Raw genomic sequence first — 24,632 nt, forward strand, 5'->3', positions numbered from 1 at the left:
AACTTTGCGCCGATGATAGTGCTGCAACCAGTGTGAAAGTAGGTTATCGTCAGGCTTGTTATACGCAGTAGAGAAAAACCCCACCGGACTCCGGTGGGGTTTTTTTTCGTCTGCTGATTTCATATCGTACAACCACAAACGTCAAAGTCACCGCTGCGCGCGCTGCCATTCACTGATGTTGTCGTGATTGGCCATCCTTTTCTCCAGCGCTTTCCCTGCCGTATCCAGACACTTGCCTGGCACGTTGTGCATGAAATGCAACAGCTCCCATTATTTGCATAAGCACTTATATAAATACTGCTACTATCGCTACATGCAACAAGGATGCGGTACCCAACGACGGCAGCTGACCGAATTGCTCGCTGCCGCCGTTCAGCACGGTTTTTGAACAGCGCTCCTTTGGCGGGCGCATGCGCGACACAAGCAAGCAGGTAAAAGCAATTCCCTGAATACTCTCTGAGGAAAGTGACAATGGAAACGACACTGAACATGGCAACCAAGAAATCCCCGCTGGCCCGCCTGACGGCCTATCCCCTGGTGCAGATCGTGCTGGGCATGGTGCTGACTTTTGCCGCCGTGCCGCTGACCATGATCATGGCCTCCAAACTGGTGGACAAGTCCTATCGCATCGTGTGGCCGCAGCTGCTGGCGGCGGTACTGGTATGGTGCGGCTACCGTTTCCATGTCCGCCGCATCGAGAAACGCCAGCCCACTGAACTGGCGCTGCCTGGCATGGCGCGTGAGCTGGGCTGCGGTCTGTTGCTGGGCGCCGCACTGGTCACCCTGACCTTTGCCGTGCTGGCCCTGCTGGGTGTGTATCGCTTCAGCGGCGTCAACCCTCTGAACATGCTGCTGTTGTTCCCGCTGGCCGAACTGCTGCTGGTGGGGATGGCTGAGGAGATGATGTTTCGCGGCGTACTCTTTGGCGTGACGGAACGTGCGCTGGGCAGCAAGCTTGCCATCGCGATTTCATCCCTGGTGTTCAGCCTGGCCCATTTGCCCAATGACGGCTTTTCGGTGCTGGCGATCGCCGGGCTGGTCGCATACGGGGTGCTGCAGGCGGCGCTGTATATGCGGACGCGCCGCTTGTGGATCTGCATCGGCACGCATATCGGCTGGAATTACTGCGTTGGCCAGGTGTTTTCATCGACCGTGTCCGGCCATGCGGAGACCGGCGGCCTGCTGCGCGGCGAATTGGCAGGCAATGCCATGCTGACTGGCGGCGCCTTCGGCGTGGAAGGTTCGCTGGTGACCGTCTTGCTGATCAGCACCGCCGCCGCGTACTGCCTGCGCCAGGTCTTTGCCGGCGGGCAGGCGGTACGGCCGGCGGCGGCACCGGAATAAGTGCGCGGATCTTATTGGCCAGCAACCACCGGCGTCGCGCCACTCCTGGCCACCCACTCGATCAAGGCATCGACAGCGGCGCGGCCGTTGCCGTTACCCACCAGGTCGCTATTGATCATGGCGACCACCACGCACTGCTGGTTGTTGGCGTCGGGCACATAGCCGGCGACGGCCACTACGTTCTTCAACGTTCCCGTCTTGATGCGGGCCCGCGCGGCGGCCGGACTGCCCAGCAGGCGCTTGCGCATGGTGCCATCGAGCGCGACGATAGGCAGGCTGGACTGGAACTCGGGTGCCCACGGGCTTTGCAGCATCGCTTGCAGCACGCCGGCCATTTGCGCTGGCGCAATGCGGCCCGTGCGCGACAAGCCTGAACCGTTATCGACCAGCATGCCTTGCGTCTCGATATTGTGCCGCTGGAACCATTCCTGGATGACTAGCCGCGCGCGGGCAGCCGTGTCTTCCGGCGCCGTCATGGCGACGGGGCGGCTGCCCAGCCAGCCATCGCTTTGCAGGCTGCCCAGGCTCAGGAACAAGGTGCGGGCCAGGGTGTTATCGGAGATTTTGTTGATATCGCGCAGTACTTCCGGCAAGGCGCGTGCCACATGGTCGGCCAGCATGCGCGTGCCGACCGGTTCGGCCGTCGGCGGCAACCCCGTAAACGGCGCTTCGCGGACAACGCCCGTGATGGTGCCGCCCAGGCGTTTCCAGGTGGCACGGAACAAGCGGTCCGCGTAATCGTTGCGGTCGAGCACATTGATGCTGGTGCCCTTGTTGCAATTTTGCGGGAACGTGCCGTGCAGTATCACCTGCAGCTTGCCGCCGGCATCGCGCCGGTATTCGGGCGGGCGCCAGCCGTCTTCCCATCTGGCGCAACTGCCCTTGACCAGTTTCATGTCGCTCGTGATGCTGACGTTTTCCAAGGGCGGCTGCATCAGGATGGTCAATTGCCGCTCCGTCGAACTCATGTCGATATCGAGCAGATTGGTGTTCAGCAATAAGGCATCGGGAATGACGTTGTAGCGGAACTCGGCGGACTCGTCGAAGGGCGCGGCGCCGATATCGGGCCGGGCCGGCTGGAACAGCTGGCGGTCGAGGATCAGATCGCCCTTGATTTTCACGATGCCCTGGTTGCGCAGGGTTTGCAGCATGTGCGCGAGCACGTCGGCATTGAAATCCGTGTCGGCGCCGCCGCGCAGGATGAGATCACCCTTCAGCACGCCATTGATGACGTCGGCGCTGGTGCGCAGCTCCGTACGGCCGCGGAAGATGGGGCCCAGCTGTTCCAGGCCCACGGCCGTCGTCACCAGCTTCATGGTGGATGCCGGCTGCATGCTGCGCTCGGCCCCATGCGACAGCACGGTGGTGTTGCCGCGCAAGACGATGGCGCCCATGGCGTCTTCCGGGATATTCGCGCTGCGCAGCAGCAGGCTGACGGATTCGGGCAATTGCGCTTGCGCATTGGACAGGCCGAGGCCGGCCAGCAGGGCGGCGATGATGACGGGACGGAACATGGCTCTCCTTAGTGGAAAAAGACGTAGGCGACGAAGACGGCGGTGATCACGCCGGCCAGGTCGGCGATCAGGCCGGCCGTGATGGCATAGCGCGTCTTGCGGATGCCCACCGAACCGAAGTACAGGGCCACGATATAGAACGTGGTGTCGGCCGAGCCCTGGAAGACGCAGGCCAGGCGGCCGACGAACGAGTCGACGCCGTAAGTATTCATGGCGTCGATCATCATGGCTTTCGAACCGGAGCCGCTGAGCGGCTTCATCATGGCCGTGGGCAGGGCGGGCACGAAGTCCGTATTGATGCCCAGGTTGGCGAAGAACCAGTTCATGCCGCTCATCAGAAAATTGAATACGCCCGCGTTGCGGATCACGCTGATGGCCACCAGCATGCCGACCAGGTAGGGAATCACGGTGATCGACGTCTGGATGCCGCCTTTCGCCCCTTCGATGAAGGCGTCGTACACGTTCACTTTCTTGCGCAGGGCACCGATGATGAAAATGGCGATGACGCTGATCAATACCAGGTTGCTGACCACTTTGGAGACCAGTTCGATTTCCTGTTTCGTCAGGTACTGGGTGAAGTACCAGATCATGGCGACGATGGCGCTCGTCATGCCGCCCATCCAGCCCAGCACGACCCGGTTGAGCAAGTTGATGCGCTGCTTGATGGAGACGGTGATGATGCCGACCATGGTGGCCACATAGGTGGCGATCATGCAGGGAATAAAGATGTCGGACGGATCGGCCGCGCCGAGGATAGAGCGCTGCGCCATGATGGCCAGCGGAATCAGGGTCAGGCCCGAGGTGTGCAGCACCAAAAACATGATTTGCGCATTCGTCGCCTCTTCCTTGTTGGGATTCAAGGTTTGCAGGCTTTCCATGGCCTTCAAGCCGAATGGCGTGGCCGCATTGTCCAGGCCCAGCAGGTTGGCCGAGAAATTCATCACCATGTGGCCCGTGGCCGGATGGTCCTTGGGAATTTCCGGGAAGATCCGAGAAAAGAAGGGCGCGATCACTTTCGCCAGCCAGCCGACGATGCCGGCCTTCTCGCCGATGTTCATGATGCCCAGCCATAAGGTCATCACGCCCGCCAGCGGCAGGGCGATATCCATCACGCCCATGCGCGCCGTCTCGAACGTGCCGTCGATGATGCGCTTGAAGATATCGGTATCGCCGAGAAACAGCCACTGCAGCACTGCGGCCAGGAAGCCAACGAGGAAAAAGCCGGACCAGATGTAATTAAGTGCCATATGCGATCAGTTCTGTGTGTCGGGGAGGTGAAAAATATCTGCAAGCAAAGTATAGAGGTAGCCCGATACGAGTTGATGAAAGAATGCAGCAATCGCATGCCAAAAAGTTATAAGCTGGCAGTCTGTTTTCATTGGCGCCCCGTAGCTTGCCCGCGTAGTGTGGGGGATGCCTGTCGCTTGTCGCTGTTCTTTACCCTTGTCTGCACTGGATCACTGATGATGTTGTTACGCAAAACCGCCTGCGCCGCCGGCCTGGCCCTGTTGACGCTATTTACCGCGCCTGCCCATGCCGCCACCGATGCCACCGCCACGGCTGCCCGCGCGGGCAAGACCTTGCACCTGTTCCTCAGCACCAGCGAGACGGGCCTGGATCCGGCCGTGGCCTCGGACCTGGCCAGCCTGAATTTGCTGGAAAACATCTTCGATCCGCTGTTGCGCTACGACTACCTGGCGCGTCCTGTGAAATTGCAGGGCAATACGGCGCGCGGCTTGCCGCAGGTCGAGGATGGCGGCCGCACGTACATTTTCCAGATCCAGCCCGGCGTGTATTTCACCCCCGACCCCGCCTTCAAGGGCCAGCCGCGCGAGGTGACGGCGCAGGATTATGTGTACAGCCTGACGCGGCTGTATGACCCCAGCCTGAAGTCGCCGTGGCTGTTTTTGCTGGAAGACAAGCTGGTCGGCGATGCTGCCCTGAAAACCAAGTTCAGCTATGACACGCCGATCGCCGGCTTGCAGGCGCTCGACAAATACACCTTGCGCATCCGCCTCAACGCCGTCGACCCGAACTTCCTGTTTTACCTGGCCATGCCGGCTACTGGCGTGGTGGCGCGCGAAGTGGCCGAGGCGTATCCGGCGCCGGGGCAGATCGGCAACCATCCCGTGGGCACGGGACCGTTCCTGGTCAAGCAGTGGAAGCGCAGCGACAAGATCGTGCTGCAGGCCAACCCCACTTTCCGTCCTACCGTGTTCCATACGGAGGCCGCCGCGCTGGCCGCCTTGCCGGCGGCCGAACGGGCCGTCGCCACGTCGCTGGAAGGCAAGCAGTTGCCGCTGGTCGAGCGCATCGAGGTGCGCATCGTCGAGGAATATCAATCGCGCATGCTGGGTTTCCTGAAAGGCGAATTCGATTACCTGGAACAAGTACCGGAGTCGATGACGGACATGGTGCTGGCCAATGGCGCGCTGAAGCCGGAACTGGCCGCCAAAGGCATCGCGCTCGAGCGCTTCCCCGTGCTGCAGACGTATTACATGTGGATGAATATGGACGACCCCGTGCTGGGCGGCACGACCAAGGACAAGCTGGCCCTGCGCCGCGCCATCGCCCTCAGTTACAACGGCCGCGAAGATATTGCTTTGCTGAAAAAGGGCCTGGCCTTGCCGGCGCAATCGCCGCTGCCGCCCAACGTGCTCGGTTACGACAAGAGCTACCGCAGCCCCGTCGGCTACGACCCCGTGCTGGCGCGCGCCTTGCTGGACCGCTTCGGCTACAAGGTGGGGGCCGATGGCTTCCGCACCCAGCCGGACGGCACGCCCCTGATCCTGACCATGCACACGGAGCCGAGCACGGTGGGGCGCTTGCGCGATGAATTGTGGCGCCGCAACCTGAACGCCATCGGCGTGCGCGTGGAATTTAAAAGCGACAAGAAGACGGAAATCATCAAGGCATCGCGCCTGGGCAAGGTGCAGATGTTCGAGACCAACTGGATCGCCGACTTTCCCGATGGTGATAACTTTATGCAATTGTTGTACGGTCCCAACAGTGGTCGCGCCAACTATGCCCGCTTCAACTTGCCCGATTACAATAAACGCTATGAGGAGGCGCGCCTGCTATCCGATACGCCGCGCCGACGCAGTCTGTACTTCGACCTGTTTCAGCTGATCCATGCCTACACGCCATGGGTGTTGCTGACACATCCCATCTCTGCCGACCTGCGGCAACCGTGGCTAAAAAACTACAGGCGCCACCCTGTGGAATTCACGTCCTGGCGTTACCTGGACGTCGATACAGCCAAGGGCAGCCCCGCAGGCAAGTGACCATGTCGCTGAAAAGGGCATTCATTCCAAAAAGTTATGGTTAGGAAAGCATTTTTCATTGGCTGGCCGCGGATGCATCGCGCTACTCTGAAAATGAAAACAAATAAAGTAATGCGCTGGCGTCATAAAAAAATGTACTGCGAGACAGACGCCGCGACCTTACAAAACAGCCTGACTTGAGAATTCAAGTTTCGATTGCCCAAATAAAGGAGAGACCCGTGAAATTGAAGAAGCTAGCGCAATTGGTGGCATTGATGGGGGTGGTGGGGCCGGTAGTGGCACAGGAAGCGGCGCCGCCAGCGATGCAACGGGTCGAAGTCACGGGCAGCAGCATCAAGCGGGTGGCCAAGGAAGGCGCGCTGCCGGTGCAAGTCATCACGTTTGACCAGATCGAAAAGCAGGGTATCACGACGGCCGAGCAACTGGTGCGCACCCTGTCGGCGAATGGCACGGGCGCCGATAACATGACGTCGGGCAATAACGTGTTTGGCGCCGATGCCGACCGGGTCAGTGGCGGCGCCTCGTTCGCCTCGCTGCGCGGCCTGGGCCCATCGAGCACCCTGGTGCTGTTGAATGGCCGCCGCATCGCCACGCACGGCGCCAGCGGCAAGTCGGTCGACTTGAACTCGATCCCGCTGGGCGCGATTTCACGCGTGGAAATCCTCAAGGATGGCGCCTCGGCCATCTACGGCACGGACGCCATCGGCGGCGTGATCAATTTCATTCTGAAAACCAATTACAACGGCGTGGAAGCGTCCGTTTCCACCAACGACACGCAGGCAGGCGGCGGCGCCACGCGCCGCGCCTCCCTCCTGGCCGGCATGGGCTCGCTGGAAGAAGACCGCTACAACATCATGGCCAGTTTGACCGTCGACAAGGCGCAGCAGCTCAATGGCCGTGACCGTTCCTTCGTCAACGGCTACCAGCCTGGCCGTGGCCTGTCGCCCGATACCACGGGCACGCCGTTTGCCAACCAGCTGACGGGCGCCGGCACGGCGCTGGGCACGTCGTTCCAGCTGCCGGGCGATCCGAACAAATATTTGCAAGCCAATCCGCTGAGTTTCCAGGGCAAGTGCGACAGCATCGCCGGCATGTCGCAATACCAGACGGAGCTGTGGAAAGACGTGACGTCGCCGCTGCGCACCAAGTATTCGTGTGCGTACGACTATGGCGCCGACTATGTGCTGCAATTCCCCGTCGAGCGGGCCAATCTGCTGTCGCGCGGCACCTTCCAGCTGGCGCCCGACCACCGCATGTTTGTCGAAGTGCTCGGTTCGCGCACCAAGGCCACGGCCATTTTGACGCCGATGCAGGTGCAGGCGACCATCGCCAACAAGGCTGTGTATCCGGTCGGCGGCGCGTATTACCAGGACTTGTCGGCGTACATTCCCTCGTTCGACAAGAGCAAGCCGATTTCCTACAAATGGCGCGCGAATGACGTGGGCAACCGCACCCAGGAAAACACCACCGACAATGCCCGCGTGCTGGTGGGCTTCGAAGGCAACTTCGGCAAGTGGGATTACAAGGCCGGTATTTCGCGGGCCGAAAGCACCACCAAGACCAAGCTGACGGATGGCTATTCCTACACGGACAAGCTGTATGCCGCGCTGGCGACGGGCATCATCAATCCGTGGATCGGTGCCGGTCAGAGCCAGACGGAGGCGGCCAAGCAATTGATCGAATCGACCAAGTTCCGTGGCGCCTTCCAGCATGGCAAGACGACCCTGACGCAGATCGACGGTTCCGTCTCGGGTGAGCTGTTCCAGCTGCCGGCCGGCGCGCTGGCGATGGCGGCCGGTTTTGATTTCCGCCGCGAGGGCTATAACTTTGCGCAAGACGTCGACGCCACGCAGATTCTGCTGGCGCCAGGCAATGCTGCACTGAAAGATGCCAGCCGTACCGTCAAGGCCGTGTATGCCGAGTTGCTGGTGCCGATCATGAAGGATCTGGAAATGCAGCTGGCCGTGCGCCGCGACGATTACAGCCTGGTGGGCGCGACGACCAATCCGAAAGTGGCCTTCCGCTACCAACCAGCCGATTTCCTGCTGTTCCGCGGTTCGGCCAGCAAGGGTTTCCTCGCGCCAAGCTTCCAGCAGCTGTACTCGGGGTCGCTGAGCCAGGAATTGCCGAATGGCGTGGTGGACCAGGAAGGCTGCGCCAAGCACCCTGGCGTGCCTGAATATTGCGCCATCGACCGCCTCGATTACAGAACGGGCGGCAACACGAACTTGAAGCCGGAAACGTCGAAGCAGGGCAGCATCGGCTTTGTCATCGAACCGTTCAAGGGCTATTCCGCCTCCGTCGATTACTGGGCCATCAATACCAAGGACCGCATCCTGAACCGCACGCCGCAAATCGTGCTGGCCAACTACCAGGCGCTGAACCAGTACATCATCCGCAATCCGGACGGCACCATCGAGTACGTGCAGGCGGGCTGGATCAATGCCGCAGGCAGCCGCGTGCGTGGTTTCGACGTGGCCTTGCGCGGCGAAGGCAAGATCAAGGATGCGAAATGGACGGCCACCCTGGATGGCACGTATATGGACAGCTTCAAGTTTGCGGAATATCAAGGCCAGGAATACCAGGAGCTGGTCGGCAAGTTCTACACGCGCGACCTGTACCTGCGCTGGAAACACAATGCCAGCTTTGGCGTCTCGCGCGGCGACTGGAGCGGCTTGCTGATCCAGAGTTTTGCTTCCGGCTACAAGGACCAGTTGCCGAATGGCGGCAAGGGTACGCCGCCGCCAGGCTTCAAGTCCGACGTGTCCAGCCACACCACGTATAACCTGTCGGGCACTTACACGGGCTTCAAGAACACCACCTTGACCCTGGGCATCCAGAACCTGTTCGACCGCGATCCGCCGTTCACCGCGCACAACGTGGATGAAGTGGTGGGCGCCGGCTGGGATCCACGCGTGGCCGACCCGCGCGGCCGCGCCTTCACCTTCCAGCTGAAATACAAGTTCATGTAAGGCGGCCATGCCGGCGGCGACCCCGCTGGCGTGCTACTCTCGTGCGGCGGCGCCTGGCGCCGCCGTTTTTATTCCAGGAAAGGGCCGCATGTCCAGTCAGACCAATTTCAGCCGGCGCCGCTTCGGCGGCTTGCTGGCCGCCACCCTAGGGGCGGCAGGCGCACCGGCGTTGGCGGCGGCCGCGCAAGGGAAGGAAACCCGCATGCAACAGCAACATCCATTGATCAAGCCGGCGCGCCTGCGCCAGGGCGACCTGGTCGCCATCCTCGCGCCGGGCGGCTTTACCGATGATGAGGCCATCGCCAAGGCCGTGCGCAATATCGAAGCGCTGGGCTTGCGTACCACCCTGGGCGCCAACATTCGCGCCGTGCACGGCAACTATGCGGGCACGGTAGAGCAACGCCTCGACGACTTGCATGCGGCCTTCGCCGACCCTGAAGTCAAGGCCATCTGGGCCATCCGCGGCGGTTCCGGCTGCATTTCGCTGCTGGCGCTGCTCGACTACGCCTTGATCCGCCGCAACCCGAAAGTGCTGATCGGCTATTCCGACATCACGGCCCTGCACCTGGCCATCGGCCGCCAGACGGGCTTGGTGACTTTCCACGGCCCCGTGGCCTCGTCGACGTTTTCCGACTACACCGTGACGCAGCTGCAAAACGTGCTGATGACGCCGCACGACAGCTACACGATCCCGATGGCGCTGGAGAACCACCGCCGCGCGCAGACAGAGCCGAACTTCGCCATCCGCACCGTGCATGGCGGCCAGGCCACGGGACGCCTGACGGGCGGCAACCTGTGCATGGTCAGCGCGCTGGCCGGCACGCCGTATGCGGCCGATTTCCGCGAGCACATCTTGTTCCTCGAAGAAATCAACGAGGTGCCTTACCGCATCGACCGCATGCTGTGCCAGCTCGACCTGTCCGTCGGTTTTGCCAAGGCGGCGGCCTTGATGCTGGGCATCTTCGAGCATTGCGAGGCGGCCGAGGGCGACACGTCGCTGACGCTCGACGCCACGCTGGACCAGCATCTGCAGCCCCTGGCCATGCCTGCCGTCAGCGGCTACTCGTTCGGGCATATCCGCCACCAGTTCACGATACCGATGGGCATATTGGCCACGCTCGATGCGGACAGGCAAACATTGACCTTGCTGGAAGCGGCCGTAAGCTAGTCTGTTCGTTCGCGCACGGCGCAGCGCGAGGATTGTCAGTATGCTAGAGGCATGTGCGGCAAGGCATTCAGCCATGCCGGCATCCTTGAACGGTTTGCCCATGATCAACCGCCGCGCCAGCGCCTATATCTTCAGCCATCCGCTGGCCTTCGTGCTGCAGGTGCTGAAGGCTTTCCGCGCCAACCAGGGCTTGCTGCTGGCGGGCGCCGTCGCGTATTACTCGCTGCTGTCCATCGTGCCCCTGCTGATGCTGGTGGTGGTGGCCCTGTCGCACGTGATCGCGCAAGACGAGCTGTTGCGCACCATCGGCCACTACCTGGAATGGCTGGTGCCGGGGCAATCGAAGGCCATCGTGGCCGAGGTCGCGCATTTCCTCAACAACCGGGGCGTGATCGGCTGGCTGCTGCTGCTGACCATGCTGTTTTTCAGCTCGCTGGCGTTTACCGTGCTGGAAAACGCCATGAGCGTGATCTTCATTCACCGCGTGGCCATCCGCCGCCGCCATTTCCTCATTTCCGCGGTGCTCCCCTACTGCTACATCCTGTGCCTGGGCGTGGGCATCCTGCTGATCACCCTGGTGGCCGGCAGCCTGCAGGTGATGGGCGAGGAAAGCGTGCGCTTTTTGCGCCACGACTGGGGGCTGGAAGGGGTCTCCGGCGTGCTGCTGTATCTGCTGGGGCTGGCGGGCGAAATTCTCGTGCTCAGCTCGATTTACCTCGTCATGCCCGTCGGCCGGCTGTCGATCACGCACGCGCTGATCGGCGGCGTGACGGCGGCCCTGCTGTGGGAAATCGCCCGCCACGTGCTGGTCTGGTATTTTTCCACCCTGTCGCAGGTCAACGTCGTGTATGGCTCGATGACGACGGCCATCGTCGTCATGTTCAGCCTGGAAATCGGCGCCACCCTGTTGCTGCTGGGAGCACAGGTCATCTCCGAATATGAAAGGGTGGCCCGTGGCGGGCAAGAGGATAAGCCGCTGGCGCTAAGGACTTGATTTAAAAAGATTATTGCAGTGCACAAAAAGCTGTGTTATACTACGTTCAGTGATTGAGGTTTGGCAACAAATTATCTCACCATCCAGTTTCAGCGCGGCGACCGACAGGTGTAATGTCGATGGCGTGACAGTGTGAAGAAATGGATTTTGTAATTCCGGATACGATGGTCGCTACACCTTGGAGTCACCATGCAGATAGCATGGGAGTCCGAAAATCAGGAGGCACTTTGCAGATAGCACTGGCGTCCATGACACGATTAAAGCATTGGTAATACATTGGAACAAGCCCGCGTTTTAGCGGGCTTTTTTTCGTCTGTGGCTGGCGCGTTGAGCAACCCACTGCGCAGCCCGCTCTCGACTCGGCGTTACTCGCCGTACTTCAGTACGGCTGCGTTACTCAAGCCGATATCGAGCTTGCTCGCTACGGTTGCTCAAGGCGCCGGGACTTTTACCGCTTCACGCGCCTTCTTTCCCTGCTTATAAAGCTCTGGCGATGAGTATCCTCTGGATATCGCTGGTGCCCTCGTAAATCTGGCACACGCGCACGTCGCGGTAGATGCGCTCGACGGGGAAGTCGGACACATAACCGTAGCCGCCGTGCACCTGGATGGCGTCCGAACACACTTTTTCCGCCATTTCCGAGGCAAACAGCTTGGCCATGGCCGCTTCCTTCAGGCACGGCAAGCCCGCATCCTTCATGGCCGCCGCGTGGCGTATGAGTTGCCGCGCCGCTTCGATCTGCGTGGCCATGTCGGCCAGGCGGAATTGCACGGCCTGGTGTTCATAGATGGGTTTGCCGAAACTTTCCCGTTCGCGCGCATAGCTTAGCGCCGCTTCGTACGCGGCGCGCGCCATGCCCACGGCTTGCGAGGCGATGCCGATGCGTCCGCCTTCGAGGCCGGACAGGGCGATCTTGTAGCCTTGTCCTTCTTCGCCGATCAGGTTTTCCGCCGGGATGCGGCAGTTGTCGAACAGGATTTGCGCCGTGTCCGACGAATGCTGGCCCATCTTCTGTTCCAGCCCCGCCACGATGTAGCCCGGCGTGTTCGTCGGCACCCAGAAGGCGCTGATGCCGCGCTTGCCGGCCGCCTTGTCGGTGACGGCCATGACGATGGCCACGTCCGCATATTTTCCGCTGGTAATGAACTGTTTCGTGCCTTTGAGCACGTATTCATTGCCGTCGCGCGTGGCCGTCGTGCGCAGGGCCGAGGCGTCGCTGCCCGTGTGCGGTTCCGTCAGGCAAAACGCCCCGAGCATGGTGCCTTGCGCCAGCGGGCGCAGCCATTGTTCCTGTTGCGCATCGTTGGCGTACATCATGGCGATGCTGCAGACGGGGCAATTGTTGACGGAGATGATCGTCGACGTGCCGCCATCGCCGGCGGCGATTTCTTCCAGCACCAGGGCCAGCGACACGTAGTCGAGGCCGGCGCCACCGAGCGCTTCCGGCACGGCCACGCCAAAGGCGCCCAGCGCGGCCAGTTCCTGCAGTTCTTCTTTCGGGAAATGATGTTCCTTGTCCCAGCGGGCCGCGTTGGGCGCCAGGCGCTCGCGCGAAAAACTGCGCAGCGCTTCCTGGATCATCGATTGTTCTTCATTGAGTATCATGGGACGTCGTCTCGTTTGTTTTTATAGGTGTGGTGGAATTACCAGGCTATGGGCTTGCCATCGTAATTGCGGAACACGGCCTTGTCCGTGGCCGGCAGGCTGGCCAGGGTGGCGCGGATGCCGGCAGCGCTTTCTTCCGGCGAAAGGTCGGCGCCGGCGCCGCCCATGTCCGTGCGCACCCAGCCCGGATGAAAGGCCACGCAGCTGACGCCTTGCGGGCCATGCACGAGGGCCGTGTCGATCAGCACGGAATTGAGGGCTGCCTTGCTGGCGCGGTACAGCGAACCGCTGGGATTGCCGCGTTCGCTCAGGGAACCCATGTGCGAGGACAGCACGGCCAGCTTGCCTTTGGCATTGGCCACCAGCGGCGCCAGGATGGGCAGCAGCCGCATGGCGGCCAGCACGTTCGTGTGCATGACCGTATCGAAATCTTCCTGCGCGGGAAAACCGTCGTGGCGCGGACCATACACGCCCGCATTGAGGATGGCCACGTCGAGCTTTTCATCGTCGAGTTTCCAGCCCAGGCCGGCACAGCCTTCCACATCCGTCACGTCGAGCTGGTGCGCTTCGGCGCCCAGTTGCCGGAGGGCTGCGCAATCGTCCGGTTTGCGGGCCGTGACGATGACACGCCAGCCATCGTGACGGTATTGACGGACCATTTCGTGGCCGATGCCGCGCGAGGCGCCGATGATCAATGCGGTAGGCATATCTTTCTCCCTGAAAATAAAATGAAAGGCGCGCACCGTGAACCGCGGTGCGCGCCCGTGCTCAGGAGTAGCTTATACCAGTTCGATCGCCATCGCCGTCGCTTCGCCGCCGCCGATGCACAGGGCGGCCACGCCGCGCTTGCCGCCGGTTTTTTTCAAGGCGCCCAGCAGGGTGACGATGATGCGCGCGCCCGAGGCACCGATCGGGTGGCCCAGGGCGCAGGCGCCGCCGTGGATGTTGATCTTGCTGTGTGGAATGTCGAGGTCGTGCATGGCTGCCATCGGCACGGCGGCGAATGCTTCATTGATCTCGAACAGATCGACATTGCTGCTGCTCCAGCCCGTTTTTGCATACAGTTTTTTCACGGCGCCGATGGGGGCTGTGGTGAACTCGTTGGGCGCTTGCGCATGCGTGGCGTGGCCGTGGATCTTGGCGATGATGGTGCAGCCGAGTTTTTTCGCCGTCGATTCGCGCATCAGCACCAGGGCCGCGGCGCCGTCGTTGATCGACGAGGACGAGGCGGCCGTGATGGTGCCGTCTTTCTTGAAGGCGGCCTTCAAGGTCGGGATTTTTTCCAGGCGCGCCTTTTGCGGGCCTTCATCGATGCTGACGACGGTGTCGCCGCCGCGGCCGGAGACGGTCACTGGCACGATTTCCCATGCGAAGCTGCCATCCTTGGTGGCCGCCTGCGCGCGTTTCACGGATTCGATGGCAAACGCGTCCTGCGCTTCGCGCGTGAAGCTGTATTGGCTGGCGCACTCCTCGGCAAACGTGCCCATCGAGCGGGCATTGCCTTTTTCATCGCGGCTGTAGGCGTCTTCCAGGCCATCCATCATCATGTGGTCGTAGATCATGCCGTGGCCGATGCGGTAGCCGCCGCGCGCCTTCGGCACCAGGTATGGGGCGTTGGTCATCGATTCCATGCCGCCCGCCACCACCACGTCGGCGCTGCCGGCGAGCAAGGTGTCGTGCGCGAACATGGTCGTCTGCATGGCCGAGCCGCACATCTTGGACAGGGTCACGGCGCCGGTGGAGTCCGGCAAGCCGGCCTTGCGCAAGGCCTGGCGCGCGGGCGCCTGGCCCTGGCCGGCCATCAGGCAATTGCCGAAATACACGTGTTCGACGGCGTCCGGCGCGATGCCGGCGCGCTCGACGGCGGCGCGGATGGCGACGGCGCCCAGGTCGCTGGCGGTAACGTTGGCAAAGTCGCCCTGGAAGGCGCCCATGGGAGTGCGCGCGGCACCGACGATTACGACTGGGTCATTCATGGTGGATCTCCATTGTTAAGTGATTGAAAGGCGGTGCTGGCGCTGCTGGCGCCGGGCCTGGGTGCTGCGATTGGTAACAAAAACGGATGTGCTGCGGATAGGGAAAGACGTCCTCGATATGGCCGTCGAGGATGCGCTGCTTGCGCGCCTGCCAGTAGGCGGCCGTCAGCAGCTCGGCATGGTGCTGCATGAAGTAGCTGCGGATGCGCGGATTGCCCAGCAGGAAGCGACCGAATTGCTCGGGAAACACATCGTTCTTGCCGATGGGATACCACGGTTCGGCCGACATTTCTTCTTCCTCCGTGCGCGCCTCGGGAATGACGCGGAACTGGCAATCGGTGATGTACTCGATCTCATCGTAATCGTAAAAAACGACACGCTGATGACCTGTCACGCCAAAGTTCTTGTACAGCATGTCGCCAGGGAAAATATTCGCCGCCACTAATTCCTTGATGGCGTTGCCGTATTCGACGATGCCGTGCTCGACGAGGTCGGCGCGGCCGTCCTTTTCGGCATTGCTGAGCCACATGTTCAGCGGCACCATGCGCCGCTCGATGTACAGGTGGCGAATGATGATCTGCTCGCGGTCTTCCTCGACCAGCGACGGTGCAAAATGCTTGAGTTCAGCCAGCAGTTCCTCGGCAAAGCGCGCGCGCGGAAACGCCACGTTCGAATACTCGAGCGTGTCGGCCATGCGGCCCACCCTGTCGTGGTGCTTGACCAGCAGGTACTTTTCCTTGACCTGCGCGCGCGTGGTTTCCTTCGGTGGCGGGAAGAAATCCTTGATCACCTTGAACACGTAAGGAAAAGACGGCAGCGCGAACACCAGCATCACCATGCCGCGGATGCCGGGGGCGATCTCGAAGTGGTCCGAGCTGTGCTTCAAATGCTGCAGGTAGTCGCGGTAAAACAGCGTCTTGCCCTGCTTTTGCAAGCCCAGTATCGTATAAATTTCGCTACGTGGCTTGCGCGGCAGCAAACTACGCAGGAATTGCACATAGGCTGACGGCACTTCCATATCGGCCAGGAAATAGGCGCGCGTAAACGAGAACAGCACGGCGATCTGCTGGTGCTCGAACAGCACCGTATCGAGGACCAGCTTGCCGTGCCGGTTGTGCAGGATGGGCACGACGAACGGGTATTCGCGGTTGCCGTTGATGCCTTTGCCGACCAGATAGGCACCCTTGTTGCGGTAGAACAGACTGGTCAGGACCTGGATCTGGTGGTTCGGTTCGAGCTTGTCGCCGCCGAACAGCTGGTGCAATCGCGCTTCCACCTGGGCCACGTCGCGGTCGAGGTTGGCAAACTCGCAGTTCAGCTGGAAATTCGTCACCATGCGCTTCAGGGTGTAGCGCAAGCCATCCTTGCTTGGGTAATACACGCGGTAAGTGGGGACCAGCTCTTCCGTTTCGATGTATTCCGTGGAAACGACGGGACGCACGAAAATGTAGTCATTGTGGAAATATGTGCGGTGCAGGATGTTGCAGCAGACGGAATTGAAGAAGGTTTCCGCCAGTTCCGGCTGCTTGTGGTCGCTCAGCATGCCGATGTAGTGCAGCTTGAGTTCGCGCCATACTTCGTCGCTCAACTCCGACTCTTCATACTCATCTTCGAGCATCTGCACGCATTCCTGCACGCGTTTGTCGTAAAAGCCGATGCGTTCGCGGGCCGCCTGCTGTGCCGCGGCCCAGGCGCCTTGCTCGAAATATTGCTTGGCGTGCTGGCTCGTTTCACGGAACAGGCGGTAATGCTTGTCGAAGCCGTCGCGGATAGTGCGCGCGATATCGAATGCAATCTGCGACGACAGCAGTTTGGGGAAGGCTATTTGCGTCATTGGTTTGCTCGCATGAATACACCATTACCCAGTCGACATCCGCGCACCCGTGCTTTACTTGGTTTCCGCAAACAGTTCGCGGCCGATCAGCATGCGGCGGATTTCGCTGGTGCCGGCGCCGATTTCGTACAGCTTGGCGTCGCGCCACAGGCGGCCGGCCGGATACTCATTGATGTAGCCGTTGCCGCCCAGGGCCTGGATCGCCTCGCCGGCCATCCAGGTCGCCTTCTCCGCACTATACAGAATCGCGCCGGCCGCATCCTTGCGCAGCTGGCGCACGGCTTCCGGCGTGGTGGCGCGGTCGCAGGCCTGGCCCACGGCGTAGACATAGGCCTTGCACGCCATCATGGTCGAATACATGTCGGCCAGTTTGCCCTGCATCAATTGGAATTCGCCGATGGGCTGGCCGAATTGCTTGCGGTCATGCACGTAGGGCACGACCAGGTCCATGCACGCCTGCATGATGCCCAGCGGGCCGCCGGACAGCACGGTGCGTTCGAAATCGAGGCCCGACATCAGCACGTTGACACCCTTGCCCAGGCCACCGAGCACGTTTTCGGCCGGCACTTCGCAATCCTGGAACACCAGTTCGCCCGTGTGCGAACCGCGCATGCCCAGCTTGTCGAGCTTTTGCGCGATGGAGAAACCCTTGAAATTCTTTTCAATCAGGAACGCCGTCATGCCGCGCGGACCCGCTTCCAGGTCGTTCTTCGCGTACACCACCAGCACGTCCGCGTCGGGGCCGTTGGTGATCCACATCTTGGTGCCGTTCAAGACCCAGCGGTCGCCCTTGAAGTCGGCGCGCAGCTTCATGCTGACGACGTCCGAACCGGCGTTCGGTTCCGACATGGCCAGCGCACCGATGTGCTCGCCGGTGATGAGTTTCGGCAAGTACTTGGCTTTTTGCTCGGCCGTGCCGTTGCGCTTGATCTGGTTTACGCACAGGTTCGAGTGGGCGCCGTACGACAGGCCGACGGAGGCCGAGGCGCGCGAGATTTCTTCCATGGCGATGATGTGCGCCAGGTAGCCCATGCCGGCGCCGCCGTATTCTTCGCTGACGGTAATGCCGAGCAAGCCCATGTCGCCCATCTTGCGCCACAGGTCCATCGGGAACTGGTCCGTGCGGTCGATTTCAGCCGCGCGCGGCGCGATTTCGGCGGCGGCAAATTGTTGGATCGCTACTCTTAGCGCGGCGATGTCGTCGCCGTGGTCAAAGGTCAAGCCTGGGAGATGGAGCATGTCGTCCTCGTAATCTTCGTTATGGTGTGGCGGTCATGGATGCCGGGTCGTGGAAGCTATGATACTCAGTTGTGACGTTTACGTAAACGTAAAGTGAAGCGCGTCAAGCGGCACGGGCCAGCTTGCGCCCATGTCTTACAGCGTGGCCACCTTGCCATCGTTCAAGTCCGCCAGCATGCGCGCACAGGCTTCCTCGTGCGAACTGATTTCCGCCAGCGCCATTTCGATGTCGATGCGCTGCTGCTCCAGGGTCTGGCGATGCTGCGCCAGCACGCCGAGGAAGCGGTCCATCTGCGCGCGCGTGTCCTTCGGCGACTCATACATGTCGACCAGGCTCTTGATTTCCGACAGTGCCAGGCCCAGGCGCTTGCCGCGCAGGGTCAGTTTCAGTCGCGTGCGGTCGCGCGGCGTGTAGACGCGGCTGCGCCCGCCCGCGCCTTCGCGCTTCGGGCTGAGCAAGCCCTGGTCTTCATAGAAACGGATGGCGCGCGCCGTGATGTCGAACTCCCGCGCCAGTTCGGTAATGGTGTAGGTCGTCGTTGGTGCGGGCGGTGATGGTTGCATGGGTGGTCGGTAGAAAAGTCGGTGCGCTGCAAGGCAGGCTGGGCGGCAAAGTGCCGTTTACGTCAACGTCAATACTATTGTAGCGTGCCTTGCCCGTGCTGCAACAAAGAAAAAGGGGGCGCTGGCGCCGCGATTTGGCGAATAAGGCAACAGTTACTGAAAATAAATTGATTCTTCCCGCACAAACGGGCTTAAGATCGAGAGTTGGTGGCCAACATGACACCAAAAAGAGCTTTCTTGGCGGTATGGCGACATTTTTTTCGCTACGATGGCAGTAAAATTTTTGCACGTTGCGCTATGCCAATATGCACGACCAAAAAACAACGTTTCACTATGAAAACGCCGACCTTATTGTTTCTTTATTGAAAACAACATGGCGCTTCTGAAAACTTTGTCTACAAGAAATTGTATTACATGAGCATTGCGCGAATCGGTAGAGGCGGGCATTATCCGATACCGTACGTTGTAGTGCCAAACCGAGGCTTTGAATCGTGCTGCAGTGCGAAAATCAAGGCCAGCCGCGAATTTGACCCGAAGCCACGCAGGATCACAAGAGAAAATTCGGCCCAGTTTTTCATCGGAAAAGCCAGGCTGGAGTGTTAATTGTTAATTAATGCAATTTTCAAATGTAACAATCTGTATGGTCATTCAAGAAACTGACTTTCATGTTACAACATGAAATAGTACACCTATGAATTCTTCTAACGAACGCGAAAGCTTCAGCCAGCGACTTCAGTTGGCTCTCAAAAACGCCCATTATTCTCCAGACAGCCCGACCAGACTGGCCCGGGAATTCAATATCCGTTTCGACGGGCGCCCGATTACCGTGCATGCAGCTAGGAAATGGTTAGTAGGTGAAGCAATTCCCACGCAAGAGAAATTGCGCATGATTGCCCAATGGCTGGGCGTGCCGGCGGAATGGTTGCGCTTTGGCGGGCCAGAAAGTGCCACGCCGAATGGTGAAGCGGGCAGCGCCTTGTCGCGTTTTGAGTCCGCCGATGTGAAATTGATTGCCGATTTGCAAAGATTGGATGAACATCATCGTCAAATCGCGCGTGAATTTATTCGCATGCTGGTAAGAGTCAACTACCAAAAGTAAGCCTTCAGGCCTTTCCTGGCCGGCGCCATCCGCTTTTCGCCGATGGCGCATCTCCTGTTCTTTTATTTGCGCAGAGTCATACTGGAGACATGATTTTGCCGCACAATAAGACCTCGCATGTTGCGCTGCAGCGGAATTATTTGACAATAATCCCGCCTGCGGCGGCGCAGCGGACAATACCAGCGCATAATCACATCAGAAACAGCCAGTTCATCCACTACGGAGCCGAGCACTTGAGCCGTCTTATGAAAAGTAACTACAGCAATACCGCGCAGCTGAAGGACTTGATGACCGTGCCCCCCATGACTGCCGCGCAACATGCGGAAGTGATGCGCAAACGGATCGCCCACCGCAGGATGGTTGAAGAAGCCAGGGATTTGAAGCAGGCCAGTGCCATGCAGTTCGAAAAACGCTAGTGGTGGATGCCTGAGCAAGGCTGCTGCGCGTCGCGCTTTGCGGCCGGCGATGCTCACCGTGCTTCAGCACGGTTGCGCTTCTGGGCCACAAGGGGGCGCCGAGCCCCGCTGCCGCCCGCTACGCTTTTGTCAGGCAGCGTGACGTGCGTCGTCCGCCACGTAGTTTTTCAGTCTGTCGCTGACTGGTCAGGGGCTTTCAGGCCGTTCCACCGCGGCGCCAGGCCGTGCTCGATGCCGAGCAGGTCGATGACGCGCGCCACCGTATGGTCGACCATTTGCGCAATGCTGTGCGGGTGGTGATAAAAGCTGGGCAATGGGGGGAAGATGATGCCGCCCATTTCCGTCACGGCCGTCATATTGCGCAGGTGCGCCAGGTTGAACGGCGTTTCGCGCACCATCAGGATCAGGCGCCGGCGCTCCTTGAGCACCACATCGGCTGCCCGCGTGATCAGATTATCCGACAAGCCATGGGCCACGGCCGCCAGGGTCTTCATCGAGCACGGTGCGATGATCATGCCATCGGACTGGAACGAACCGCTGGCGATCGAGGCGCCGATGTCGCGCAGCTTGTGCACCACGTGCGCCTGCGCTTCGATGTCCTTGCGCCCCACGCCCGTTTCCTGGTGCAGGGTCAATACGGCCGCATCCGACAACACCAGATGCGTCTCGACGCCGGGGATGGCACCGAGCAATTGCAACAGCCGCAAGCCATACACGGCGCCCGTGGCGCCCGTGATGGCAATGACGATACGCCGCGGCCGCTGCTGGCTATCAGGCATCGAGCAGGGACTTCAGTTCGCCCGATTCAAACATTTCATTCATGATATCGGAACCACCGATGAATTCGCCTTTGACATACAGCTGCGGAATGGTCGGCCAGTTCGAGTAATCCTTGATGCCCTGGCGTACTTCCGGGTCGTCCAGCACGTTGACGGTGGCGATGTTTTCCACGCCGCACGCTTTCAGGATCTGGATGGCGCGGCCGGAAAAGCCGCACTGCGGGAACTGGGCCGTGCCCTTCATGAACAGCACGACCGGCGTGTTCGTCACGGTTTCTTTGATCCAGGTTTGTACGTCGCTCATAGCTGCCTCTGATGGGTAAATAAATAGATGGCGTCATTTTATAAGAAAACGCCGCCACGGGTATGCGCTCAGGTCATAAATCGGGCAAGTCAGCCACGCTGATGCCTATACGGGCTTGCCCAGGCACGTCGATTGCGCCGCGCCCACGTATTTGCCCCAGGCAGCGACAGGCGCATAACCGTGTTTCGCATAAAACGCCACGGCGCGGGCATTGGCCACGCGGGTAGACAGGTGCAGCCGCGCATAGCCATGCCGGCGCGCCTGCGCTTCCACATGGGCCAGCAGGGCCGCGCCCACGCCAGCGGCGCCCGGGCGCGCATACATGCGCTTGAGTTCGCCTATGGTGCTGTCTGGCTCGCCCAGCGGCCGCAGGGCGGCGCAGCCCAGCAATGCTCCGGTCGCATCGCGGGCCAGATAAAAGCCGCCGCGCGGCGTTGCCGCTTCGATATCGAACGAGGAACGGCCGCTGTCGCCATTGATGCGCAGCAATGCTGCCGATAATTCATCGAGCAGCAGCCGGGCATCCAGGCTGGCGGCATCCACCGCCAGGATGGCAAGGTCATGCCCGGCGGCCATGGACTTAACCGCGCAGCTTGGCGAACGCGGCGGCCATGCTGCCGGCCGGCTCGGGTGCGTTGCGCGACTGCGACTGGTGCTGCGCCATGCTGCGGCGGTCGTTGCGGTCGCCACGCTGCTCGGGCTTGCTGCCGGCCTGCGGCGCGCTGTCCGTCAGGCGCATGGTCAGGGCGATGCGCTTGCGCTTTTCATCGACTTCCAGCACCTTCACGCGCACGACCTGGCCCGCCTTCACCACCGTGTGCGGGTCTTTCACGAAGGTGTTCGACAGGGCCGAGATGTGCACGAGGCCATCCTGGTGCACGCCGATGTCGACGAAGGCGCCAAAGGCGGCCACGTTGGTGACCACGCCCTCGAGGATCATGTCGGGACGCAGGTCGCGGATCTCTTCCACGCCTTCCTTGAAGGTGGCCGTCGTGAATTCCGGACGCGGGTCGCGGCCCGGCTTTTCCAGCTCTTTCAGGATATCGGAGATGGTCGGCACGCCGAAGGTGTCATCCGCGTATTTTGCCGGGCTCAAGGTTTTCAGCAGCGCCGTTTCGCCGATGACGGCCTTGATGTCCTTCTTGATGTCGGCCAGGATTTTTTCCACCAGCGGGTACGATTCCGGGTGGACGGCGGACGCGTCGAGCGGGTTTTCGCCGCCCATCACGCGCAGGAAGCCGGCCGCCTGCTCGTACGTCTTGTCGCCCAGGCGCGGCACGGCCTTCAAGGCCGCGCGCGAAGTGAACGCGCCCTTCATGTCGCGGTAGGTGACGATGCTTTGCGCCACGCTGGCCGACAGGCCGGAGACGCGCGCCAGCAGCGGCGCCGAGGCCGTGTTCACGTCCACGCCCACGGCGTTCACGCAATCTTCCACCACGGCATCGAGCGAACGGGCCAGCTGGCTTTGACTCACGTCATGCTGGTATTGGCCGACGCCGATCGATTTCGGGTCGATCTTGACCAGCTCGGCCAGCGGGTCTTGCAGGCGGCGCGCGATCGACACGGCGCCGCGCAGGGACACATCCATGTCCGGCAATTCCTTCGAGGCGAACTCGGACGCCGAGTACACCGACGCGCCCGCTTCCGAGACGACGATCTTCGTCATCTTCGCTTCCGGATGCTGCTTGATCAAGTCCTGCGCCAGCTTGTCCGTCTCGCGCGAGGCGGTGCCGTTGCCGATGGAAATGAGCGATACATTGTGCTTGGCGGCCAGACGGCCCAGGGTGTGCAGCGAGCCATCCCAGTCGTTCTTCGGCTGGTGCGGGTAGATCACGGCCGTGTCGACGACCTTGCCGGTGGCGTCGACCACGGCGACCTTGACGCCCGTGCGCAGGCCCGGGTCCAGGCCCATGGTGGCGCGCTGGCCGGCCGGTGCGGCCAGCAGCAGCGCTTTCAGGTTGGTGGCAAAGACGTTGATGGCGTCCAGTTCCGAGCGTTCGCGCAGCGCGCCCATCAGTTCCGTTTCCAGGTGCATGAAACTTTTCACGCGCCAGGTCCAGCGCGCCGTGTCGGCCAACCATTTGTCGGCCGGGCGTCCCAATTGCTTGATGCCGAAGCGGGCGGCGATGCGGCCTTCGCATGGATTATGCGGCGCATCCCATTTCGGTTTTTCCGCTTCCGTGTCCAGGCGCAGGGTGACGTCGAGGATGCCTTCGCGGCGGCCGCGCAGCAGCGCCAGCGCGCGGTGCGAAGGGACTGTGGCAATGGTTTCCGAGTAATCGAAGTAATCGGCGAATTTTTCGCCTTCGTCCTGCTTGCCTTCCACCACTTTCGATTCGACGATGCCATGTTCCTGCACGTATTCGCGCAAGGTTTGCAGCAGGGTCGCGTCTTCGGCGAAACGCTCCATAAGAATCTGGCGCGCGCCGTCGAGGGCCGCCTTGGTGTCGGCCACGCCGGGGTTGTTGCCGTCGGCACTAGTAAACGCATCGCGCAGGAACTTGCCCGCTTCCATTTCCGGCGTCAGTTCCGGATTGTCCAGCAAGCCGTCGGCCAGCGGCATCAGGCCCGCTTCGATGGCGATCTGCGCCTTCGTGCGGCGCTTCTGCTTGTACGGCAGATACAGGTCTTCCAGGCGCGTCTTGTCTTCCGCGTGCATGACGGCGTCGAGCAGCGCGGGCGTCATCTTGTTCTGTTCCGTGATCGAGGCGACGATGGCGGCGCGCCGCTCCTCCAGCTCGCGCAGGTAGCGCAAGCGCTCTTCGAGCAGGCGCAGCTGGATATCGTCGAGGCCGCCGGTCGCTTCCTTGCGGTAACGGGCGATGAAGGGCACGGTGGCGCCTTCGTCGAGCAGTTCGATGGCGGCGGCAACCTGCACCGGTTTGGCGGCAAGTTCAAGGGCAAGGCGTTGTTCGATAGTGGGCAGCATGGTTGTTTCCAGAGCGATCAAGCCTGGAATGATACGCAATCGGCGCGATTGCGCAATCTTGACAGCGCAAATGGACTGTGCGTTGACAACACGCCTAGCGCGGCGGCAGCAGCGGGCTGGCGGGCGCTGGCGCTGGCGGTCGCTGCGGCGTGACGGATTTGCCGAAGGCATTGCCCATGCGGTGCTCCAGCGCGGCGCGGTTGTACAGGCCCAGCTGGTTAGACGGCCGCTGCAGATTGCTTTCCGCCCCCGATAGCGTGGGCGGACGTTGCGACTTGGCACTGTGTGGTGGCAGCAATTTTTCGCTCAGGCAAGACATGGATTGTTCGCGCTTGCCGTTCACTTCCACCTCCACGCAGCCCTTCTCGGGCGCGGCCGCCTGCAGGACGACGGTGTGCTCGTCCGCCTGCGCGGGCACGGTGGCGCAAGCCAGTAGTACGGTCAAGAACAGGCGCGCCATGCTGGCTCCCGGAACGGTGAATGGGCGATTAATAAACGATTCAATACGCCGCCAGCATAGCAAGTCCATGTGTCGCAACGATGACACAGGCCGCCATGCGGACGTGCGCCATGTCATGCAGTTGTCATGTTGCGAAGCTACTATCTTGCCA

20 protein-coding genes are annotated in these 24,632 nt (G+C 61.2%); 7 read left to right on the top strand and 13 right to left on the bottom strand.

The annotated features are described in order from the left end of the window. Positions 1-471: 471 nt before the first annotated feature. Positions 472-1,344 (top strand): CPBP family intramembrane glutamic endopeptidase, encoded by an 873-nt coding sequence (locus AC1RDJ_RS23670; protein ID WP_493028887.1) that lies wholly within the window; start codon positions 472-474, stop codon positions 1,342-1,344. 11 nt (positions 1,345-1,355) lie between these two features. Here the strand turns inward: AC1RDJ_RS23670 and dacB are convergent, their stop codons facing one another. Next, a complete protein-coding gene (gene dacB, locus AC1RDJ_RS23675; protein ID WP_493028888.1) occupies positions 1,356-2,858 on the bottom strand; it encodes a D-alanyl-D-alanine carboxypeptidase/D-alanyl-D-alanine endopeptidase in 1,503 nt (500 codons plus the stop codon). A gap of 8 nt (positions 2,859-2,866) precedes the next feature. Further along, positions 2,867-4,105, bottom strand: a complete 1,239-nt coding sequence (locus AC1RDJ_RS23680) for a nucleoside recognition domain-containing protein (protein WP_034753725.1) — start codon at positions 4,103-4,105, stop codon at positions 2,867-2,869. A 216-nt stretch (positions 4,106-4,321) separates the two neighbouring features. Between AC1RDJ_RS23680 and AC1RDJ_RS23685 the strand changes: the two genes are divergently transcribed. The 4 genes from AC1RDJ_RS23685 to AC1RDJ_RS23700 all read left to right on the top strand — a co-directional run bounded on the left by AC1RDJ_RS23685 (position 4,322) and on the right by AC1RDJ_RS23700 (position 11,276). After that, positions 4,322-6,142, top strand: coding sequence for an ABC transporter substrate-binding protein (locus tag AC1RDJ_RS23685; RefSeq protein WP_493028889.1), 1,821 nt, complete (start codon positions 4,322-4,324; stop codon positions 6,140-6,142). 218 nt (positions 6,143-6,360) lie between these two features. Next, positions 6,361-9,114, top strand: coding sequence for a TonB-dependent receptor (locus AC1RDJ_RS23690; RefSeq protein ID WP_493028890.1), 2,754 nt, complete (start codon positions 6,361-6,363; stop codon positions 9,112-9,114). A gap of 88 nt (positions 9,115-9,202) precedes the next feature. After that, positions 9,203-10,282 carry a S66 peptidase family protein gene (locus tag AC1RDJ_RS23695; RefSeq protein ID WP_493028891.1) on the top strand — a complete coding sequence of 360 codons (1,080 nt, stop codon included), beginning with the start codon at positions 9,203-9,205 and terminating at the stop codon, positions 10,280-10,282. 73 nt (positions 10,283-10,355) lie between these two features. Continuing rightward, on the top strand, positions 10,356-11,276 hold the full coding sequence (locus tag AC1RDJ_RS23700; protein ID WP_289889525.1) for a YihY/virulence factor BrkB family protein: 921 nt from the start codon (positions 10,356-10,358) through the stop codon (positions 11,274-11,276). Positions 11,277-11,753: 477 nt separating this feature from the next. Here AC1RDJ_RS23700 and AC1RDJ_RS23705 read toward each other — a convergent pair whose 3' ends face one another. The 6 genes from AC1RDJ_RS23705 to AC1RDJ_RS23730 form a co-directional block, all read right to left on the bottom strand. After that, a complete protein-coding gene (locus AC1RDJ_RS23705; protein WP_493028892.1) occupies positions 11,754-12,881 on the bottom strand; it encodes an acyl-CoA dehydrogenase family protein in 1,128 nt (375 codons plus the stop codon). Between the two features lie 38 nt (positions 12,882-12,919). Then, positions 12,920-13,588 (bottom strand): SDR family oxidoreductase, encoded by a 669-nt coding sequence (locus tag AC1RDJ_RS23710; RefSeq protein WP_493028893.1) that lies wholly within the window; start codon positions 13,586-13,588, stop codon positions 12,920-12,922. 72 nt (positions 13,589-13,660) lie between these two features. Further along, a complete protein-coding gene (locus AC1RDJ_RS23715; RefSeq protein WP_071326032.1) occupies positions 13,661-14,857 on the bottom strand; it encodes an acetyl-CoA C-acyltransferase in 1,197 nt (398 codons plus the stop codon). Further along, on the bottom strand, positions 14,850-16,691 hold the full coding sequence (gene aceK / locus AC1RDJ_RS23720) for a bifunctional isocitrate dehydrogenase kinase/phosphatase (protein ID WP_289889528.1): 1,842 nt from the start codon (positions 16,689-16,691) through the stop codon (positions 14,850-14,852). Before aceK ends, AC1RDJ_RS23715 begins: the two co-directional genes overlap by 8 nt. 54 nt (positions 16,692-16,745) lie before the next feature. Continuing rightward, a complete protein-coding gene (locus AC1RDJ_RS23725) occupies positions 16,746-17,930 on the bottom strand; it encodes an isovaleryl-CoA dehydrogenase (RefSeq protein ID WP_071326034.1) in 1,185 nt (394 codons plus the stop codon). A 135-nt stretch (positions 17,931-18,065) separates the two neighbouring features. Then, positions 18,066-18,494: a MerR family transcriptional regulator gene (locus AC1RDJ_RS23730; RefSeq protein WP_071326035.1), complete on the bottom strand. Its 429-nt coding sequence runs from the start codon at positions 18,492-18,494 to the stop codon at positions 18,066-18,068. Between the two features lie 691 nt (positions 18,495-19,185). Here AC1RDJ_RS23730 and AC1RDJ_RS23735 point away from each other — a divergent pair. Next, positions 19,186-19,593: a hypothetical protein gene (locus AC1RDJ_RS23735; RefSeq protein ID WP_034753756.1), complete on the top strand. Its 408-nt coding sequence runs from the start codon at positions 19,186-19,188 to the stop codon at positions 19,591-19,593. An 89-nt stretch (positions 19,594-19,682) separates the two neighbouring features. Continuing rightward, positions 19,683-20,009: a hypothetical protein gene (locus AC1RDJ_RS23740; RefSeq protein ID WP_071326036.1), complete on the top strand. Its 327-nt coding sequence runs from the start codon at positions 19,683-19,685 to the stop codon at positions 20,007-20,009. Positions 20,010-20,176: 167 nt separating this feature from the next. Here AC1RDJ_RS23740 and AC1RDJ_RS23745 read toward each other — a convergent pair whose 3' ends face one another. From AC1RDJ_RS23745 to AC1RDJ_RS23765, 5 genes are all read right to left on the bottom strand, one after another. Beyond that, entirely contained in the window at positions 20,177-20,788 is a 612-nt protein-coding gene (locus AC1RDJ_RS23745) for a UbiX family flavin prenyltransferase (protein ID WP_493028894.1), read from the bottom strand. Then, positions 20,781-21,092, bottom strand: a complete 312-nt coding sequence (gene grxD, locus AC1RDJ_RS23750) for a Grx4 family monothiol glutaredoxin (protein ID WP_034753766.1) — start codon at positions 21,090-21,092, stop codon at positions 20,781-20,783. Before grxD ends, AC1RDJ_RS23745 begins: the two co-directional genes overlap by 8 nt. Positions 21,093-21,197: 105 nt before the next feature. Beyond that, complete coding sequence (locus tag AC1RDJ_RS23755) at positions 21,198-21,668, bottom strand: GNAT family N-acetyltransferase (protein ID WP_493028895.1); 471 nt, start codon at positions 21,666-21,668, stop codon at positions 21,198-21,200. A gap of 4 nt (positions 21,669-21,672) precedes the next feature. Next, on the bottom strand, positions 21,673-24,021 hold the full coding sequence (locus AC1RDJ_RS23760) for a Tex family protein (protein ID WP_071326039.1): 2,349 nt from the start codon (positions 24,019-24,021) through the stop codon (positions 21,673-21,675). 94 nt (positions 24,022-24,115) lie between these two features. Further along, entirely contained in the window at positions 24,116-24,481 is a 366-nt protein-coding gene (locus AC1RDJ_RS23765; RefSeq protein WP_493028896.1) for a hypothetical protein, read from the bottom strand. Positions 24,482-24,632: the final 151 nt, after the last annotated feature.

The sequence above is a fragment of the Janthinobacterium sp. GW822-FHT07H10 genome, assembly GCF_058798675.1.